This is a genomic window from Pseudomonas sp. LBUM1674 (assembly GCF_059695635.1).
The window spans coordinates 1,461,283-1,475,034 of the sequence record NZ_CP166779.1 but is presented as its reverse complement, the minus strand read 5'-3'; the positions used below and the strand labels follow the sequence as shown (position 1 = coordinate 1,475,034).

The 13,752-nt window shown below is 60.3% G+C and carries 12 protein-coding genes; 2 read left to right on the top strand and 10 right to left on the bottom strand.

The window, feature by feature from the left end:
• Positions 1–57: 57 nt before the first annotated feature.
• The 6 genes from ACA067_RS06860 to ACA067_RS06835 all read right to left on the bottom strand — a co-directional run bounded on the left by ACA067_RS06860 (position 58) and on the right by ACA067_RS06835 (position 5,695).
• A complete protein-coding gene (locus ACA067_RS06860; protein ID WP_138964764.1) occupies positions 58–1,497 on the bottom strand; it encodes an aminotransferase-like domain-containing protein in 1,440 nt (479 codons plus the stop codon).
• A 322-nt stretch (positions 1,498–1,819) separates the two neighbouring features.
• Positions 1,820–2,632 (bottom strand): OmpA family protein, encoded by an 813-nt coding sequence (locus tag ACA067_RS06855; protein WP_497461120.1) that lies wholly within the window; start codon positions 2,630–2,632, stop codon positions 1,820–1,822.
• Complete coding sequence (locus ACA067_RS06850) at positions 2,629–2,985, bottom strand: DUF4398 domain-containing protein (protein ID WP_497461119.1); 357 nt, start codon at positions 2,983–2,985, stop codon at positions 2,629–2,631. The genes ACA067_RS06855 and ACA067_RS06850 overlap by 4 nt, the downstream gene beginning before the upstream one ends.
• A 9-nt stretch (positions 2,986–2,994) precedes the next feature.
• On the bottom strand, positions 2,995–3,819 hold the full coding sequence (locus ACA067_RS06845; RefSeq protein WP_497461118.1) for a substrate-binding periplasmic protein: 825 nt from the start codon (positions 3,817–3,819) through the stop codon (positions 2,995–2,997).
• A 194-nt stretch (positions 3,820–4,013) separates the two neighbouring features.
• Complete coding sequence (locus ACA067_RS06840) at positions 4,014–4,943, bottom strand: electron transfer flavoprotein subunit alpha/FixB family protein (protein ID WP_497461117.1); 930 nt, start codon at positions 4,941–4,943, stop codon at positions 4,014–4,016.
• 2 nt (positions 4,944–4,945) lie between these two features.
• A complete protein-coding gene (locus ACA067_RS06835) occupies positions 4,946–5,695 on the bottom strand; it encodes an electron transfer flavoprotein subunit beta/FixA family protein (protein ID WP_064676439.1) in 750 nt (249 codons plus the stop codon).
• A gap of 547 nt (positions 5,696–6,242) precedes the next feature.
• On the opposite strand from ACA067_RS06835, the gene ACA067_RS06830 reads away from it, so the two are divergent.
• Positions 6,243–7,907: an electron transfer flavoprotein-ubiquinone oxidoreductase gene (locus tag ACA067_RS06830; RefSeq protein WP_497461116.1), complete on the top strand. Its 1,665-nt coding sequence runs from the start codon at positions 6,243–6,245 to the stop codon at positions 7,905–7,907.
• A 184-nt stretch (positions 7,908–8,091) separates the two neighbouring features.
• Here the strand turns inward: ACA067_RS06830 and ACA067_RS06825 are convergent, their stop codons facing one another.
• Positions 8,092–8,982: an AraC family transcriptional regulator gene (locus ACA067_RS06825; protein ID WP_497461115.1), complete on the bottom strand. Its 891-nt coding sequence runs from the start codon at positions 8,980–8,982 to the stop codon at positions 8,092–8,094.
• A 191-nt stretch (positions 8,983–9,173) separates the two neighbouring features.
• Between ACA067_RS06825 and ACA067_RS06820 the strand changes: the two genes are divergently transcribed.
• Positions 9,174–10,226 carry an NAD(P)-dependent alcohol dehydrogenase gene (locus ACA067_RS06820; protein ID WP_497461114.1) on the top strand — a complete coding sequence of 351 codons (1,053 nt, stop codon included), beginning with the start codon at positions 9,174–9,176 and terminating at the stop codon, positions 10,224–10,226.
• Here ACA067_RS06820 and ACA067_RS06815 read toward each other — a convergent pair whose 3' ends face one another.
• From ACA067_RS06815 to dgoD, 3 genes are all read right to left on the bottom strand, one after another.
• Positions 10,227–11,030, bottom strand: a complete 804-nt coding sequence (locus tag ACA067_RS06815) for an IclR family transcriptional regulator (protein ID WP_497461113.1) — start codon at positions 11,028–11,030, stop codon at positions 10,227–10,229.
• Between the two features lie 60 nt (positions 11,031–11,090).
• Positions 11,091–12,401, bottom strand: a complete 1,311-nt coding sequence (locus tag ACA067_RS06810) for an MFS transporter (protein ID WP_497461112.1) — start codon at positions 12,399–12,401, stop codon at positions 11,091–11,093.
• A 171-nt stretch (positions 12,402–12,572) separates the two neighbouring features.
• On the bottom strand, positions 12,573–13,721 hold the full coding sequence (gene dgoD, locus ACA067_RS06805; protein WP_008152275.1) for a galactonate dehydratase: 1,149 nt from the start codon (positions 13,719–13,721) through the stop codon (positions 12,573–12,575).
• Between the last annotated feature and the right edge of the window lie 31 nt (positions 13,722–13,752).

Below are 13,752 nucleotides of genomic sequence, written 5' to 3'. Positions count from 1 at the left end.
AGGAGTCATATGCTCACCTGTTGCACGCAACAAGACAAGCACGGCCTGCCCGCCTGGTCAAAAACCGCCGGCCATTTCCTGGCAGAGCTGGGTGGCAAGCATGCCCAGGGTCATCAATGCACGCTCGGCTTCCCGGTTCCAGGGGATGCCGCAGTTCAGGCGAATGCAGTGATTGAACTGTTCGGTGTTACTGAAAATCAGCCCTGGCGCGATGCTGATGCCCTGCTGCAATGCCCGCACATGCAGTTCCTGTGTGTTGACCCTTCCCGGCAAACTGACCCACAGAATGAAGCCGCCGGTCGGTCGGGTCATCTGCGTGCCTTCTGGAAAATGCTGTTGCACCGCCAGCTGGAACGCGCTGAGGTTCTTGCGGTACTCCTGGCGGATGTAGCGCAAGTGCCGGTCGTAACCGCCGTTCTCCAGGTACGCCGCAATGCCCATCTGCGTGACGCTGCAGGCCGAATGGGTGCTGAAGGTCTGCAAGCGCTGGATTTCCTGTTGGTACTTGCCGGCAATCATCCAGCCGATCCGCACGCCCGGTGACAGGGTTTTGGAGAAGCTCGAGCAATAGATCACCCGATCCAGCCGGTCGTAGGCCTTGAGCGATTTGGTGCGACCCTGCTCGAACATCAGTTCGCCATAGATATCGTCTTCGACAACCTGGATATCGAAATCCGAGGCCAGCCGCAGCAGTTGCTTCTGTCGCTCTTCGGGCATGGTGCCGCCCAGCGGATTGCTCAGACGAGTGGTCAGCACCAGCGCCTTGATCGACCACTGGTTGGCCGCCAGTTGCAGGGCTTCGAGGCTCATGCCGGTCGCCGGATCGCTGGGGATCTCGATGACCTTGAGGCCCAACAGGTCAGCCAGCTGCAGCAAACCGTAGTAGGTCGGCGACTCGGCGGCGATCAAATCGCCCGGCCGGGTCAGGACGCGCAGGGACATCTGCAAGGCATCGACGCAGCCGTGGGTGATGACCACTTCCGAGGGATCGACCACCACGCCGGCATCACGCATGCGAATCGCCACTTGGCGCCGCAAGGGTTCGAAACCGGGGCTGAACATGTAGCTGAACGCCCGCGGACTATGGAAACGGGTGACTTTGGCCAATTGCTGATGCAGCGCCCTTACCGGTAGATAATCGACACTCGGTACTGCCGCGCCCAAGGGGAACACACCCTCGCGGCGGGATTCGACCAGCACTTGCTGAATGATGCTGCTGCGGGTGACCAGGCCGGGACGCTCGACCCTGGCGATGTCCGGCGTCGGCGCGGTCAGCGCGGGGGTCTGGTGCACGTAGTAGCCCGACTGCGGCCGGGCACGGATCAGCCCCTGATCCTCGAGATTGGCGTAGGCCTGCAACACCGTCGCATGGCTGACGTTGAGCTGCGAGCTCATCTTGCGTACCGAAGGCACGCGCTCCCCCGGTTGATAGACGCCCCGGCGGATGTCTTCGGCCAGTTGTTGAGCAATACGTTGGTAAAGCAAGAGATTGGTCATGACGCAGCACTCGATTTCACGGGCATTTTATTCTTGTGTGAAACAATACCGGAACAGTTTAGAAGTGTACGGGGACAGTTGCCACAATAGTCGACAGTACAGTGCAGTGTCAGCAAAATCTGTACTGCTTTATTGGCATGGCGCGAAAATTGTCAGGCGCAACAAAAACCCGGCGCTGCCAGGCAGGCCGGGTTATAGGAGCTGGTGTGTAGGAGCTGTCTCGTGCAACGAGGCTGCGATCTTTTGATCTTTCGCTTGGGACTCAAGTGGACCCGGAAAGATCGCAGCCCCGTGCACCCGACAGCTCCTACGGGACTTCTGATTACCGAGCAGCGCCAAGCTGGCCTTTTTCATCGGAGAACACAATTTCCACCCGACGGTTCTGCGCGCGGCCCCGTTCCGAGGCATTGACGTCCACCGGGTATTCATCGCCGTACCCTTCGACCTGGATGCGTTTGTCGTCGATGCCCAGGTCCATCAGCACGTTCGCCACCGATTGCGCACGGTCGCGGGACAGCTTGAGGTTTTCCTGCTTGCCGCCGGTACTGTCGGCGTAGCCTTCGATGCGCACGACGCGCTTGGGGTTGAGCTGCAGGAACTGCACGATCTTCAACACCACGCGGTTGGCCGAACTTTTCAACTCCGCTTCGCCGGTATCGAACAACACATCGCCCAGCGTCATCACCAGGCCACGGTCGGTCTGGGTGGTGGCCAGCGCGAGAATCTGTTCTTCAAGCCACTTGCCCTGCTGTTGCACGCTGAGCAATTTGGATTCGCGCAGGGCCAGTTGCAGGCGCTGACGCTCCAGTTCGAGCTTCGCCGCGCGCTCTTCGTTGAGCACCTGGTTGGAGTGTTCACGGGCGATTTCGCTGTAGCGCTGGCTCAGATAAGCGTAATGCTGCACGTCGGATCCGCTGCCCCAGTAGCTGGACAGACGATCGGCGCGGGCCAGGGACTCACCGGCGCGAATCACATCCTTGGGCGCGATCCGCAGCACGTTGGAGTCTTCCTTGACCTTCTGGAAATCAACGCCTGCCTGCTGCAACGCGGCCTCGCTGTGCTGACCGGCACAGCCAAGGAGGCTGGCGCAGCCTGCCAGGAACAAACCGCCGAGTACTTTGCGCTTGAGGCTCATTGGGCATCTCCCAGTTGCTTGCGCAAGCGGGTGATGCGGGTATTGAGCACGTTCAACTGTTCTTCACTCTTGCGGGTCAGGACCCGGGCTTCGGCCAAACGCGCGTCCAGCTCGGCCTGTTCGGCCCGCATGCGCGCATGTTTATAGGACTGGTCGGCCATGTCGCCCTGGGCACGGCTGAATTTTTCTTCGGCCAGTTTCAACTCCGGCACGTCGTCGGGGGTGGCACCCACAGCTTTTGCTTGTACAAGCGCCTGTTCGGTCAGGCGTATTTGTTCATTCGGCGCCGGATCGGCTGCACAACCCGCCAGAGCCAGAACGGCCAGGGCAGCGAAAAGAGGTCGAATACTCACGAAAAATCCCTACTGTTTTGGGGTACTGGCGGGTAGTTGCTGCTGCAGCTTCCAGCGCTCGACATTGCGCTGCAATGCGGCTTCCGTCAGTCCGGACGCGAGCAATTCTGTCATCTTTTTAGCCAGCTGTCCGCGTAACCACGGATCGTTGCAGGCGGAGTTATGGGAGACCGCGAGGAACAGACCGGGTTTGTCGACTGCCCGGGGTCGCGCGACCAGGTCATTGACCATGCTTAATGCCTGTACGGCGGCCATGCCCGAGTAGCGTCCAGCGAGGACAAACTCCACCTCGCCCAACAGCAATTTCTGAAAGCTCTGGGTCAGGTTGGGCGTGCGCGCGAGGGTCAATTGCTGTTCGGCGAAGATGCCGAATGCCGGGGTCAAACGCGCCTTTTCCGATAAAGCGCCGGGATGACCGTGAAGATCCTGTGCTTCGTTGTAGACCAGTGCCGAGTCTTTTCGGGTCCAGACCAGGTAATCGTTTTCCAGCAACGGCGGATGAATGTAATCCAGGGTTTCCAGTCCGCTGACCGTCAACGGCGCATCGGCCAGCATGTCCATGCGCCCGCTGCGCACCTCGTCCAGGGCCTGGGAGCGTTTGCCGGCGTACAGCAGTTCGACCTTGATCCCCAACTCCCCCGCCACCTGCTGCAACAGATCGGCACTGGCGCCGATCAGGCGCTTGGGGTGCTGCGGGTCTTGCCACAGGTACGGCGGCGCATCCGGGCTGCCGGTGACCACCAGGCGCTCGCACTTGCCTGCGGCAACAGACAGCACCGGCAACACCGTCAGCCCCAACAGCATTGACCAACCGAACACTCGGCGCAGATCCATGGCAATACACTCCCCTAAACCTGGTTATATCTCCTGTGGGAGCGAGCTTGCTCGCGATGGTCGTTAACGATAACGCGTTCATTCTGAATAAACGCGTTGCCTTTGAGACCATCGCGAGCAAGCTCGCTCCTACAGGAAAAGCCAAAAAAAAGCCCGACCAAAAGGTCGGGCTCTTTATAAGTGAAGCCGCTGGATTAGACCAGCTTCTCCAGCTCAGGGATCGCTTCGAACAGATCCGCCACCAGGCCGTAATCGGCCACCTGGAAAATCGGCGCTTCTTCGTCCTTGTTGATCGCAACGATCACTTTGGAGTCTTTCATGCCGGCCAGGTGCTGGATCGCGCCGGAAATACCGACCGCGATGTACAGCTGTGGAGCAACGATCTTGCCGGTCTGACCGACCTGCATGTCGTTGGGTACGAAACCTGCGTCGACCGCGGCGCGGGAAGCGCCAACAGCAGCGCCCAGCTTGTCGGCCAGGGCGTACAGGTGCTTGAAGTTGTCGCCGTTCTGCATGCCGCGGCCGCCGGAAACGACGATCTTGGCAGCGGTCAGTTCCGGACGATCGGACTTTGCAAGCTCTTCGCCAACGAAGCTCGAAGTGCCAGCGTCGTGAGCAGCCGCCACGGCTTCAACAGCCGCCGAACCACCTTCAGCGGCAACCGGGTCGAAACCGGTGGCACGCACGGTGATCACTTTGACCGCAGCGTTCGATTGAACGGTAGCGATGGCGTTACCGGCGTAGATCGGGCGCTTGAAGGTGTCGGCGCTTTCGACCGAGATGATCTCGGAGATCTGGTCAACGTCCAGCTGGGCGGCAACGCGCGGCAGGATGTTTTTGCCGTTGGAAGTGGCGGCAGCCAGGATGTGGCTGTAGCCCTTGCCCAGTTCGGCAACCAGGGGAGCAACGTTTTCCGGCAGTTGGTGAGCGTAGGCGGCGTTGTCTGCCACCAGCACTTTAGCCACGCCAGCGACTTTCGCAGCGGCTTCAGCCACGGCGCCAGCGCCCTGACCTGCAACCAGAACGTGGATGTCGCCGCCAATTTTGACGGCAGCCGCCACGGTGTTCAGCGTGGCCGGGGCCAGCACTTTGTTGTCGTGTTCAGCGATTACCAAGATAGTCATGATTAGATTACCTTCGCTTCGTTTTTCAGTTTCTCAACCAGTTCAGCCACCGACTTGACCTTGATACCCGCGCTGCGTGCAGCTGGCGCTTCGACTTTCACGGTCTTGTTGGTGGAGGCGGTGGAAACGCCCAAAGCGTCCGGAGTCAGCACTTCGAGAGGCTTCTTCTTGGCTTTCATGATGTTTGGCAGGGACGCGTAGCGCGGCTCGTTCAAACGCAGGTCGGTGGTGACGATGGCCGGCAGTTTCAGGGAAACCGTCTGCGCGCCGCCGTCGACTTCGCGGGTCACGGCAACGCTGTCGCCGCTGATTTCAACTTTGGACGCGAACGTGCCCTGACCGTAGCCGCTCAATGCAGCGAGCATCTGGCCAGTCTGGTTGTTGTCGCTGTCGATGGCTTGTTTGCCAAGGATCACCAGCTGAGGCTGTTCCTTGTCGACAACAGCCTTGAGCAGCTTGGCAACAGCCAGCGAAGTCAGATCTTCAGCGGATTCGACGAGGATGGCGCGGTCGGCACCCAGAGCCAGCGCGGTGCGCAGTTGCTCTTGAGCGGTGGTCGGGCCGATGGAGACGACGACGATTTCAGTCGCAACACCTTTCTCTTTCAGGCGTACGGCTTCTTCCACTGCGATTTCGCAGAACGGGTTCATCGACATCTTGACGTTGGCGAGGTCGACGCCGGAATTGTCCGCCTTGACGCGAACCTTGACGTTGTAATCCACAACGCGTTTGACAGCTACAAGAACCTTCATGGATTCCTCGTTACTCTCCGGTGAAAAGAAGTCGCCTAGGCGAACCTGGCGGTTTGATGCTCATCGGCGCAAGGGCACCTCTAAAAACGCTGGCAGGTGAATCAGGTGAACCTTGCTCACGAGGTTTATGACCGTTCGTCAGTGATGACCGACGAGTCATACCTTACCGCGACGTGTAAACTGCGCCCCAGGGGTCGCAACGCTTCACCTTGTACTGCCACCGCCCTGTCTTTAGAGGTGCTCTTGAAACCAACAGTCAGCCTACGGCGAGCGCAAAACCGCCCGTATATTGACCGGAACACCTATTCCGGTCAATACGGCAAATGGGCCATTCATAAGCCGCTTTACTGTGATTTCTCTGGCTTTGCGCCGATTCAAACAAACGTTTGTATTGGACGCTGAGAGTGGTGTAGATATAATGCGCCACCTTAGAGAGAAAGGTGGTTTTATCGATTGTCCTTTTCCTGCATCGAGCAGGCATTCATGGATGCGACACCCAACCTCCAATTAGAAAAAAAACTGTTGAGCCTTGAGTAGGAGATAACCTGTGGAACGCGAATACATGGAATTCGACGTGGTCATCGTCGGTGCCGGCCCCGCGGGTCTTTCCGCCGCCTGCCGCTTGAAGCAGAAGGCTGCTGAAGCCGGTAAGGAAATCAGCGTCTGCGTGGTCGAAAAAGGCTCCGAAGTCGGTGCACACATTCTCTCCGGCGCGATCTTCGAACCCCGCGCCCTGAACGAATTGTTCCCGGACTGGAAAGAGCTCGGCGCGCCGCTGAACACGCCGGTGGCCCGCGATGACATCTTCGTGCTCAAGAACGCCGACAGCGCGCAGAAAATTCCTGACTTCTTTGTGCCCAAGACCATGCACAACGAAGGCAATTACATCATCTCCCTGGGCAACCTGTGCCGCTGGCTGGCCCAGCAGGCCGAGAACCTGGGCGTGGAAATCTACCCGGGCTTCGCTGCGCAGGAAGCGTTATTCGACGAGAACGGCGTGGTTCGCGGGATCATCACCGGCGACCTGGGTGTTGACCGTGAAGGTAATCCGAAAGAAGGCCTGTACACCCCTGGCATGGAACTGCGTGGCAAGTACACACTGTTCGCCGAAGGTTGCCGTGGCCATATCGGCAAGCAACTGATCAAGCGTTTCAACCTCGACAGCGAGGCCGATGCCCAGCACTACGGCATCGGCCTGAAAGAAATCTGGGAAGTCGATCCGGCCAAGCATCAACCAGGCCTGGTGGTGCACACCGCCGGCTGGCCGCTGGACATCATGGGCACCGAGAACACCGGCGGCTCGTTCCTCTATCACCTGGAAAACAACCAGGTGGTCGTCGGTCTGATCGTCGACCTGTCCTACAGCAACACCTTCCTGTCGCCATTCGACGAGTTCCAGCGCCTCAAGCATCACCCAGTGCTCAAGCAGTACCTGGAAGGCGGCAAGCGCATCAGCTATGGCGCGCGCGCCATCAGCAAGGGCGGCCTGAACTCGCTGCCGAAAATGGTGTTCAAGGGCGGCGCGTTGATTGGTTGCGACCTCGGCACGCTGAACTTCGCCAAGATCAAGGGCAGCCACACCGCCATGAAGTCCGGCATGCTCGCGGCCGAATCCGTGGCCGACGCGCTGTTTGCTGAAAAAGACGGCACCGAAGAGCTGACCACCTACGTGGACGCGTTCAAGAAGAGCTGGCTCTACGACGAACTGTTCGCCAGCCGCAACTTCGGCCCGGCGATCCACAAGTTCGGCGCCATCGTCGGCGGTGGTTTCAACTGGCTCGACCAGAACATCTTCGGCGGTAAACTGCCGTTCACCCTGCACGACACCAAGCCGGATTACGCGTGTCTGAAACTGGCGGCCGATTGCAAGAAGATCGACTACCCGAAACCGGACGGCAAGCTCAGCTTCGACAAACTCAGCTCAGTGTTCATCTCCGGTACCAACCATGAAGAAGAACAGCCGTGCCACCTGAAGCTGACTGATCCGAGCATCCCGATCGCCAAGAACCTGCCCATGTACGATGAACCTGCCCAGCGTTACTGCCCGGCCGGCGTATATGAAGTGGTGACGAAGGAAGACGGTGAGAAGCGCTTCCAGATCAACGCCCAGAACTGCGTGCACTGCAAGACCTGCGACATCAAGGACCCTGCGCAGAACATCACCTGGGTGGCGCCGGAAGGCTCCGGCGGTCCGACTTATCCGAACATGTAAGTCGCAGCGCTGAACATCAAGGCTCCCGGAATGGGGGCCTTTTTTGTTGCCTGCAATTTATACCCAACACAGAGTCCATGTGGGAGCGAGCTTGCTCGCGATGGCGATCTATCATTCAACACCGATGCAAGCTGATCCACCGCTATCGCGAGCAAGCTCGCTCCCACAGGGGCTCGATGGCGTTTCAGGCGGCGCGTTCGTCGCCGGGATTGCGCTCGAAGTACCGCTTGTACTCACGACTGAACTGCGACGTGCTCTGATACCCCACCCGATGCGCCACCTGCGCCACGCCCAACCCCTCTGCCACCAGCAAGGTCTGCGCCTTGAGCAAACGCAGGCGCTTCAAGTACTGCACCGGTGACAACAAGGTGCTGCGCTTGAAATGCTCGTGAAAGGTCGACGCACTCATGTTCGCGCAACTGGCCAGGGTTTCGACGTTCAACGGCTCGGTGTAATGCGCGTGCAGATGACTGAGCGAGGCAGCGATCCGGGCGAACTGTCCCTGTTGCTCGACCAGCGCCCGCAGCACATCGGCTTGCGGCCCGCGCAAGGCGACGAACAACAACTCGCGCAATCGGGCCTGTCCCATCACCTGGCATTCCAGCGGATCGTGCAGGCAACGCAGCAGCCGTTCCACACAGCCACGCATCGCGTCGTCGAGCACCGCCGAGGTCATGGACTCCGGCGTCTGCGCAGCAATCGTGCGTCCCGACACCAGCCCCATGGCCAACACCAACTCACCGAGCAGCACCCGGTCGATGGCGATGGACACCCCGAGCATCGGCCCATCCGGTGCCGAAAACGTCTCGCACTCGAACGGCACCGGCAATGCCTGGATCAGATAATGCCCGGCGCCGTACTCCAGCGTACGCGGTCCCAGATACGCCAGTTTGCTGCCCTGGGCGATGATGACCAGGCTCGGCTCGTAGATCTGCGGGCCACGGGCCACATCACAACTGGCGCGCAGAACCTGAACACCCGGCAATGAGGTGGGCGCGAAACCATCGCGAGTGGTCAGCGGCTGGATCAATGAAACCAGGGTGGCATTGGCATCGAGATGACGGGTCAACAGCATGGGCAGCTCTTCACAGAAAAAGTCGCGGAAATCGGGATGAAAGCATCATCGCAGGTCTGATGGCCAATGCGACTCCGCCGCGGCTCATGCCGGAGGATTAGGCATGACACCCGGAGGAATCGCCATGGCCGGTCGTGGGTACGGCGCCCAGAATTCACCCCCTCACCTGTCACTGCTCTGCGAGGTTCTTCATGTACACCGCCATCGGATATGCCGCCCAATCGGCCACCACTCCCCTCGCCCCCGTGAAATTCGAGCGCCGCAGCCCTCGGGCCGACGACGTTGCCATCGATATTCTCTACTGCGGCGTCTGCCATTCCGACATCCACCAGGCACGCAACGAGTGGGGCATTGCCGTTTACCCACTGATGCCCGGCCACGAGATCGTCGGCAAAGTGACCGCCATTGGTGCGAACGTCACCCAACACAAGGTCGGCGACCTGGTCGGTGTCGGCTGCATGGTCGATTCCTGCCGCAGCTGCGAAGCCTGCCAGTCGAATCTCGAGCAATACTGCCTCGAAGGCCCGACCATGACCTACGCCACTCCGGACCGGATCGATGGCAGCAACACCATGGGCGGCTATTCCGACAGCATCGTGGTCAGCGAACACTTCGTCGTGCGCATTCCGGAGAAACTCGACCTGGCCAGCGCCGCGCCAATCCTCTGTGCCGGCATCACCACCTACTCGCCGCTCAAGCACTATGGGGTGAAGGCTGGCGACAAGGTCGGCATTCTCGGCATGGGCGGCCTCGGCCACATGGGCATCAAGTTCGCCAAGGCCATGGGCGCCGAAGTGACGCTGTTCACCCGCTCGGCGAGCAAGGCCGAAGAAGCTCGCCGTCAGGGCGCGGACCACGTGATCGTGTCCACCGATGCCGAACAGATGAAGGCGGCGGCCGGTCATTTCGACTTCCTGCTGGACACCATTCCGGTGCAGCACGACCTCAATCCCTACCTCGACACCCTGCGTTTCGACGGCGTGCACATTCTGGTGGGCTTGATCGAACCGGTCGAGCCGCCGGTGCATGCTGGCAAACTGGTAATGAGCCGTCGCGTATTGGCCGGCTCGCTGATCGGTGGCATTGCCGAAACCCAGGAGGTGCTGGATTTCTGCGCCGAGCACAGCATCACTTGCGACATCGAAATGCTCGACATCCGCCAGATCAACGAGGCTTACAGCCGCATGATCGCCGGTGATGTGAAGTACCGCTTCGTGATCGACATGGCGACGCTGAAGGTCTGATCAGACCTTCGCGCCGAGCTCTGCCGAGAGCCGGGCTGTGACCCCTTTGATCAGGGGGATCAGCTCGGCCATTTTTTCCAGCGGCATGTAGGGCACGGTGCTGGCGATACTGATGCCAGCGACAATGCGCCTGGAGGCATCGCGGATCGGCGCCGCCACACAGCGGATCGACGGTTCGTTGTCTTCCAGATCGAAGGCGTAACCGCCCGCCACATACTCAAGCATGCGCTGCTGAAACTGCTCCCAGGATTGTTCCGGGTGCTGCGGCCAGAATTGATTTTTCCCACCCGCCGGCAGACTGACTTCGTACAGCCGCTGCCATTCTTCCTGCGTGTCATCCAGCATCAGCGCCTTGCCGATCCCGGTACGCGCCAACGGCATGCGGTGGCCGACCCGCGAACGCATTTCCGGGCCGTTGCGCCCAGGATTCTTGTGCAGATAGAGCACTTCATCGCCTTCACGAATCGCCAGGTGAATGGTGTCGCCGGTCAATGCCGACAGCTCATCCAGAAACGGCCCGGCCAGGGTTACCAACGGCAGTTCTTCCCGCGCCTGGAAACCCAGCTCGATCAGCTTGGGCCCCAACAGGTAACCGATTTGCGGCACCACCCGCAGGTAACGCTCGTCCACCAGGCAACTGGCCAGACGATGGGTAGTGCTGCGCGTGGTGCCGATCAGCCGGGCGATTTCCTTGAGATCACGGGCACCACTGGCCACGGCCTGAACCACACCCAAACCGCGAAGCAGTGTCTGGGTGCCGGTCGGCGCGGCGTCCTTGGCGATTTTCGGGGCGTCTTCCTGCATATCCAGCCTTTACCGTTGAGCGAGTGAACGGGCGGCATTATGGTCGCCCGACGACTGCAACTACAACTTGATACGCTCGACCTTGCCCACCAGCAAGATGTAGGAAAGCGCGCCAATCAATGCCAGCACCGAGATATAAGTGATCGCCGGAGCAAACGAATCACCGGTGGCAAGGAAGCCGATGACGATGGGCGTAGTAATGGCCGACAGGTTGCCGATAAAGTTGAACACCCCGCCGGTCAGCCCCAACAAACGTGCCGGGGCCAGGGTCGACACCAGCGACCAGGTGATCGAGGCCAGCCCGTTACCGAAAAACGCCAGCGCGAGGAAGGCAATCACCAGGGGTGTCGACTCGACGAAGTTGGCGCCGATGATTGAGGTGGAAATCAGCAGGCCGCCAATGATCGGCAACTTGCGGGCGAAACCCACCGTGTAGCCGCGACGGATCAACCAGTCAGAGAAGAACCCCGAGCACAGCACGCCAACGAAGGCGGCGAGAAACGGCAGCGATGCCAACAGGCCGGACTTGATGAAGTCCATGCCGCGATATTTCACCAGGTAGGTCGGGAACCATGTCAGAAAAAACCACAGTGTCGAGTTGAGGCAGAACTGGCCAAGGTAGATGCCCCAGAGTTTGCGCTTGCTCAGGACAATGCCGAGGTCGATCCAGCTGAATTTTGCCTTGGCTTTCGCGGTTTCGGCCTGGATATCCACCAGCCCGCCGCCCTCGCGGATCAGCTCGATTTCAGCCTCGTTGGCGCCCCTGAAATCCCGCGGCTCGCGATACACCGCGTACCAGATCACCGCCCAGAGAATGCCCACCGCACCAGTGCTGACGAACACCATGTGCCAGCCGTATCGATGCTGCAACCAGGCCAGTACCGGGGTGAGGAAGGCCAGCCCGACGAACTGCCCGGAGGTATAGAAACCGATGGCGGTGGCGCGTTCGCGTTCGGGGAACCACGTCGTCACCACACGGCTGTTGATCGGATAGGCCGGCGCTTCCAGCGCACCGACCGCCATGCGCAAGACGAACAGCGCGATGAAGCTGGCAGCGAAGCCGAGCATCACCGTGGCGATCGACCACAGCAGCAGCGCGACGCTATAGAGAATCCGCGGCGGGACGCGATCCACCAGCCAGCCGCCGGGAATCTGCATGGCGGCGTAGGTCCAGCCGAACGCGGAGAAGATCAGCCCGACATGAATCGGATCGATCCCCAGTTCGCTGGTCAGCGCCGGGGCGGCAATCGACAGGTTGCTGCGGTCCAGGTAGTTGATCACCACGGTGATGAACAGCAGGACCATGATGAAAAAACGCTTGCGACTGGGCGTCACCAACGACGCCTGCCCGGTGAGGGTTTGCGGTTGCATGGGGGAGTGCCTCTTTTTATGTTTATTGAGGGCGTCTTGAAGACATGATCGTTCCCCCGCTCTGCGTGGGAATGAATCCCGTGACGCTCTGCGTCACAGCGTCAACAGCAGACGCGGAGCGTCCATGGCGGCATTCCCACGCAGAGCGTGGGAACGATCACCGCGTGGGCATCACCACTCGGCAAAACTGCCATCGGCATGGCGCCAGATCGGGTTGCGCCAGCGGTGACCGACCGCCGCGCGTTCGATCACGTATTCCTCGTTGATCTCGATCCCCAGGCCCGGGCCGTTGGGGATCTTGACGAAGCCTTTGTCATAGTCGAACACCCGTGGATCCTTGACGTAATCCAGCAGGTCATTGCTCTCGTTGTAGTGGATGCCCAGGCTCTGTTCCTGGATGAACGCGTTGTAGCAAACCGCATCCAGTTGCAGGCACGCCGCCAGGGCAATCGGGCCCAGCGGGCAATGCAGCGCCAGCGCCACGTCGTAGGCTTCGGCCATGTTGGCAATCTTGCGGGTTTCGGTGATGCCGCCGGCGTGGGAGGCATCGGGCTGGATGATGTCGACGTAGCCTTCGCTGAGCACGCGCTTGAAATCCCAGCGCGAGAACAGCCGCTCACCCAGGGCAATCGGCGTACTGGTGAGCGGCGCCAGTTCCTTCAGTGCTTCGTAGTTTTCGCTGAGCACCGGCTCTTCGATGAACATCAGTTTGTACGGATCGAGTTCCTTCATCAGCACCTTGGCCATGGGCTTGTGTACCCGGCCATGGAAGTCGACGCCGATGCCGACGTTCGGGCCCACTGCGTCGCGCACGGCGGCGACGTTGGCCAGGGCCAGGTCGACCTTCTCAAAGGAATCGAGGAATTGCAGTTCTTCGGTGCCGTTCATTTTCACCGCGGTGAAACCACGTTCGACCGCTTCTTTCGCCGCGCGAGCGGTGTCCGCCGGCCGGTCGCCGCCGATCCAGGAGTAGACGCGGATCTTGTCGCGCACCTGGCCGCCCAGCAGATCACTGACCGACACACCCAGGGCCTTGCCTTTGATGTCCCACAGCGCCTGGTCGATACCGGCCAGCGCGCTCATGTGAATCGCGCCGCCACGGTAGAAGCCGCCGCGGTAGAGCACGGTCCAGATATCTTCGATGTTGCGTGGGTCTTTGCCGATCAGGTAGTCGGACAATTCTTCGACGGCAGCAGCGACCGTGTGGGCGCGCCCTTCGACCACGGGCTCGCCCCAACCGGTCACGCCCTCGTCGGTTTCGACCTTGAGGAAGCACCAGCGCGGTGGAACGATGAAGGTGGTCAGTTTGGTGATTTTCATCTCTTTGTCTCTCTTATTAGATGCAGCGCGC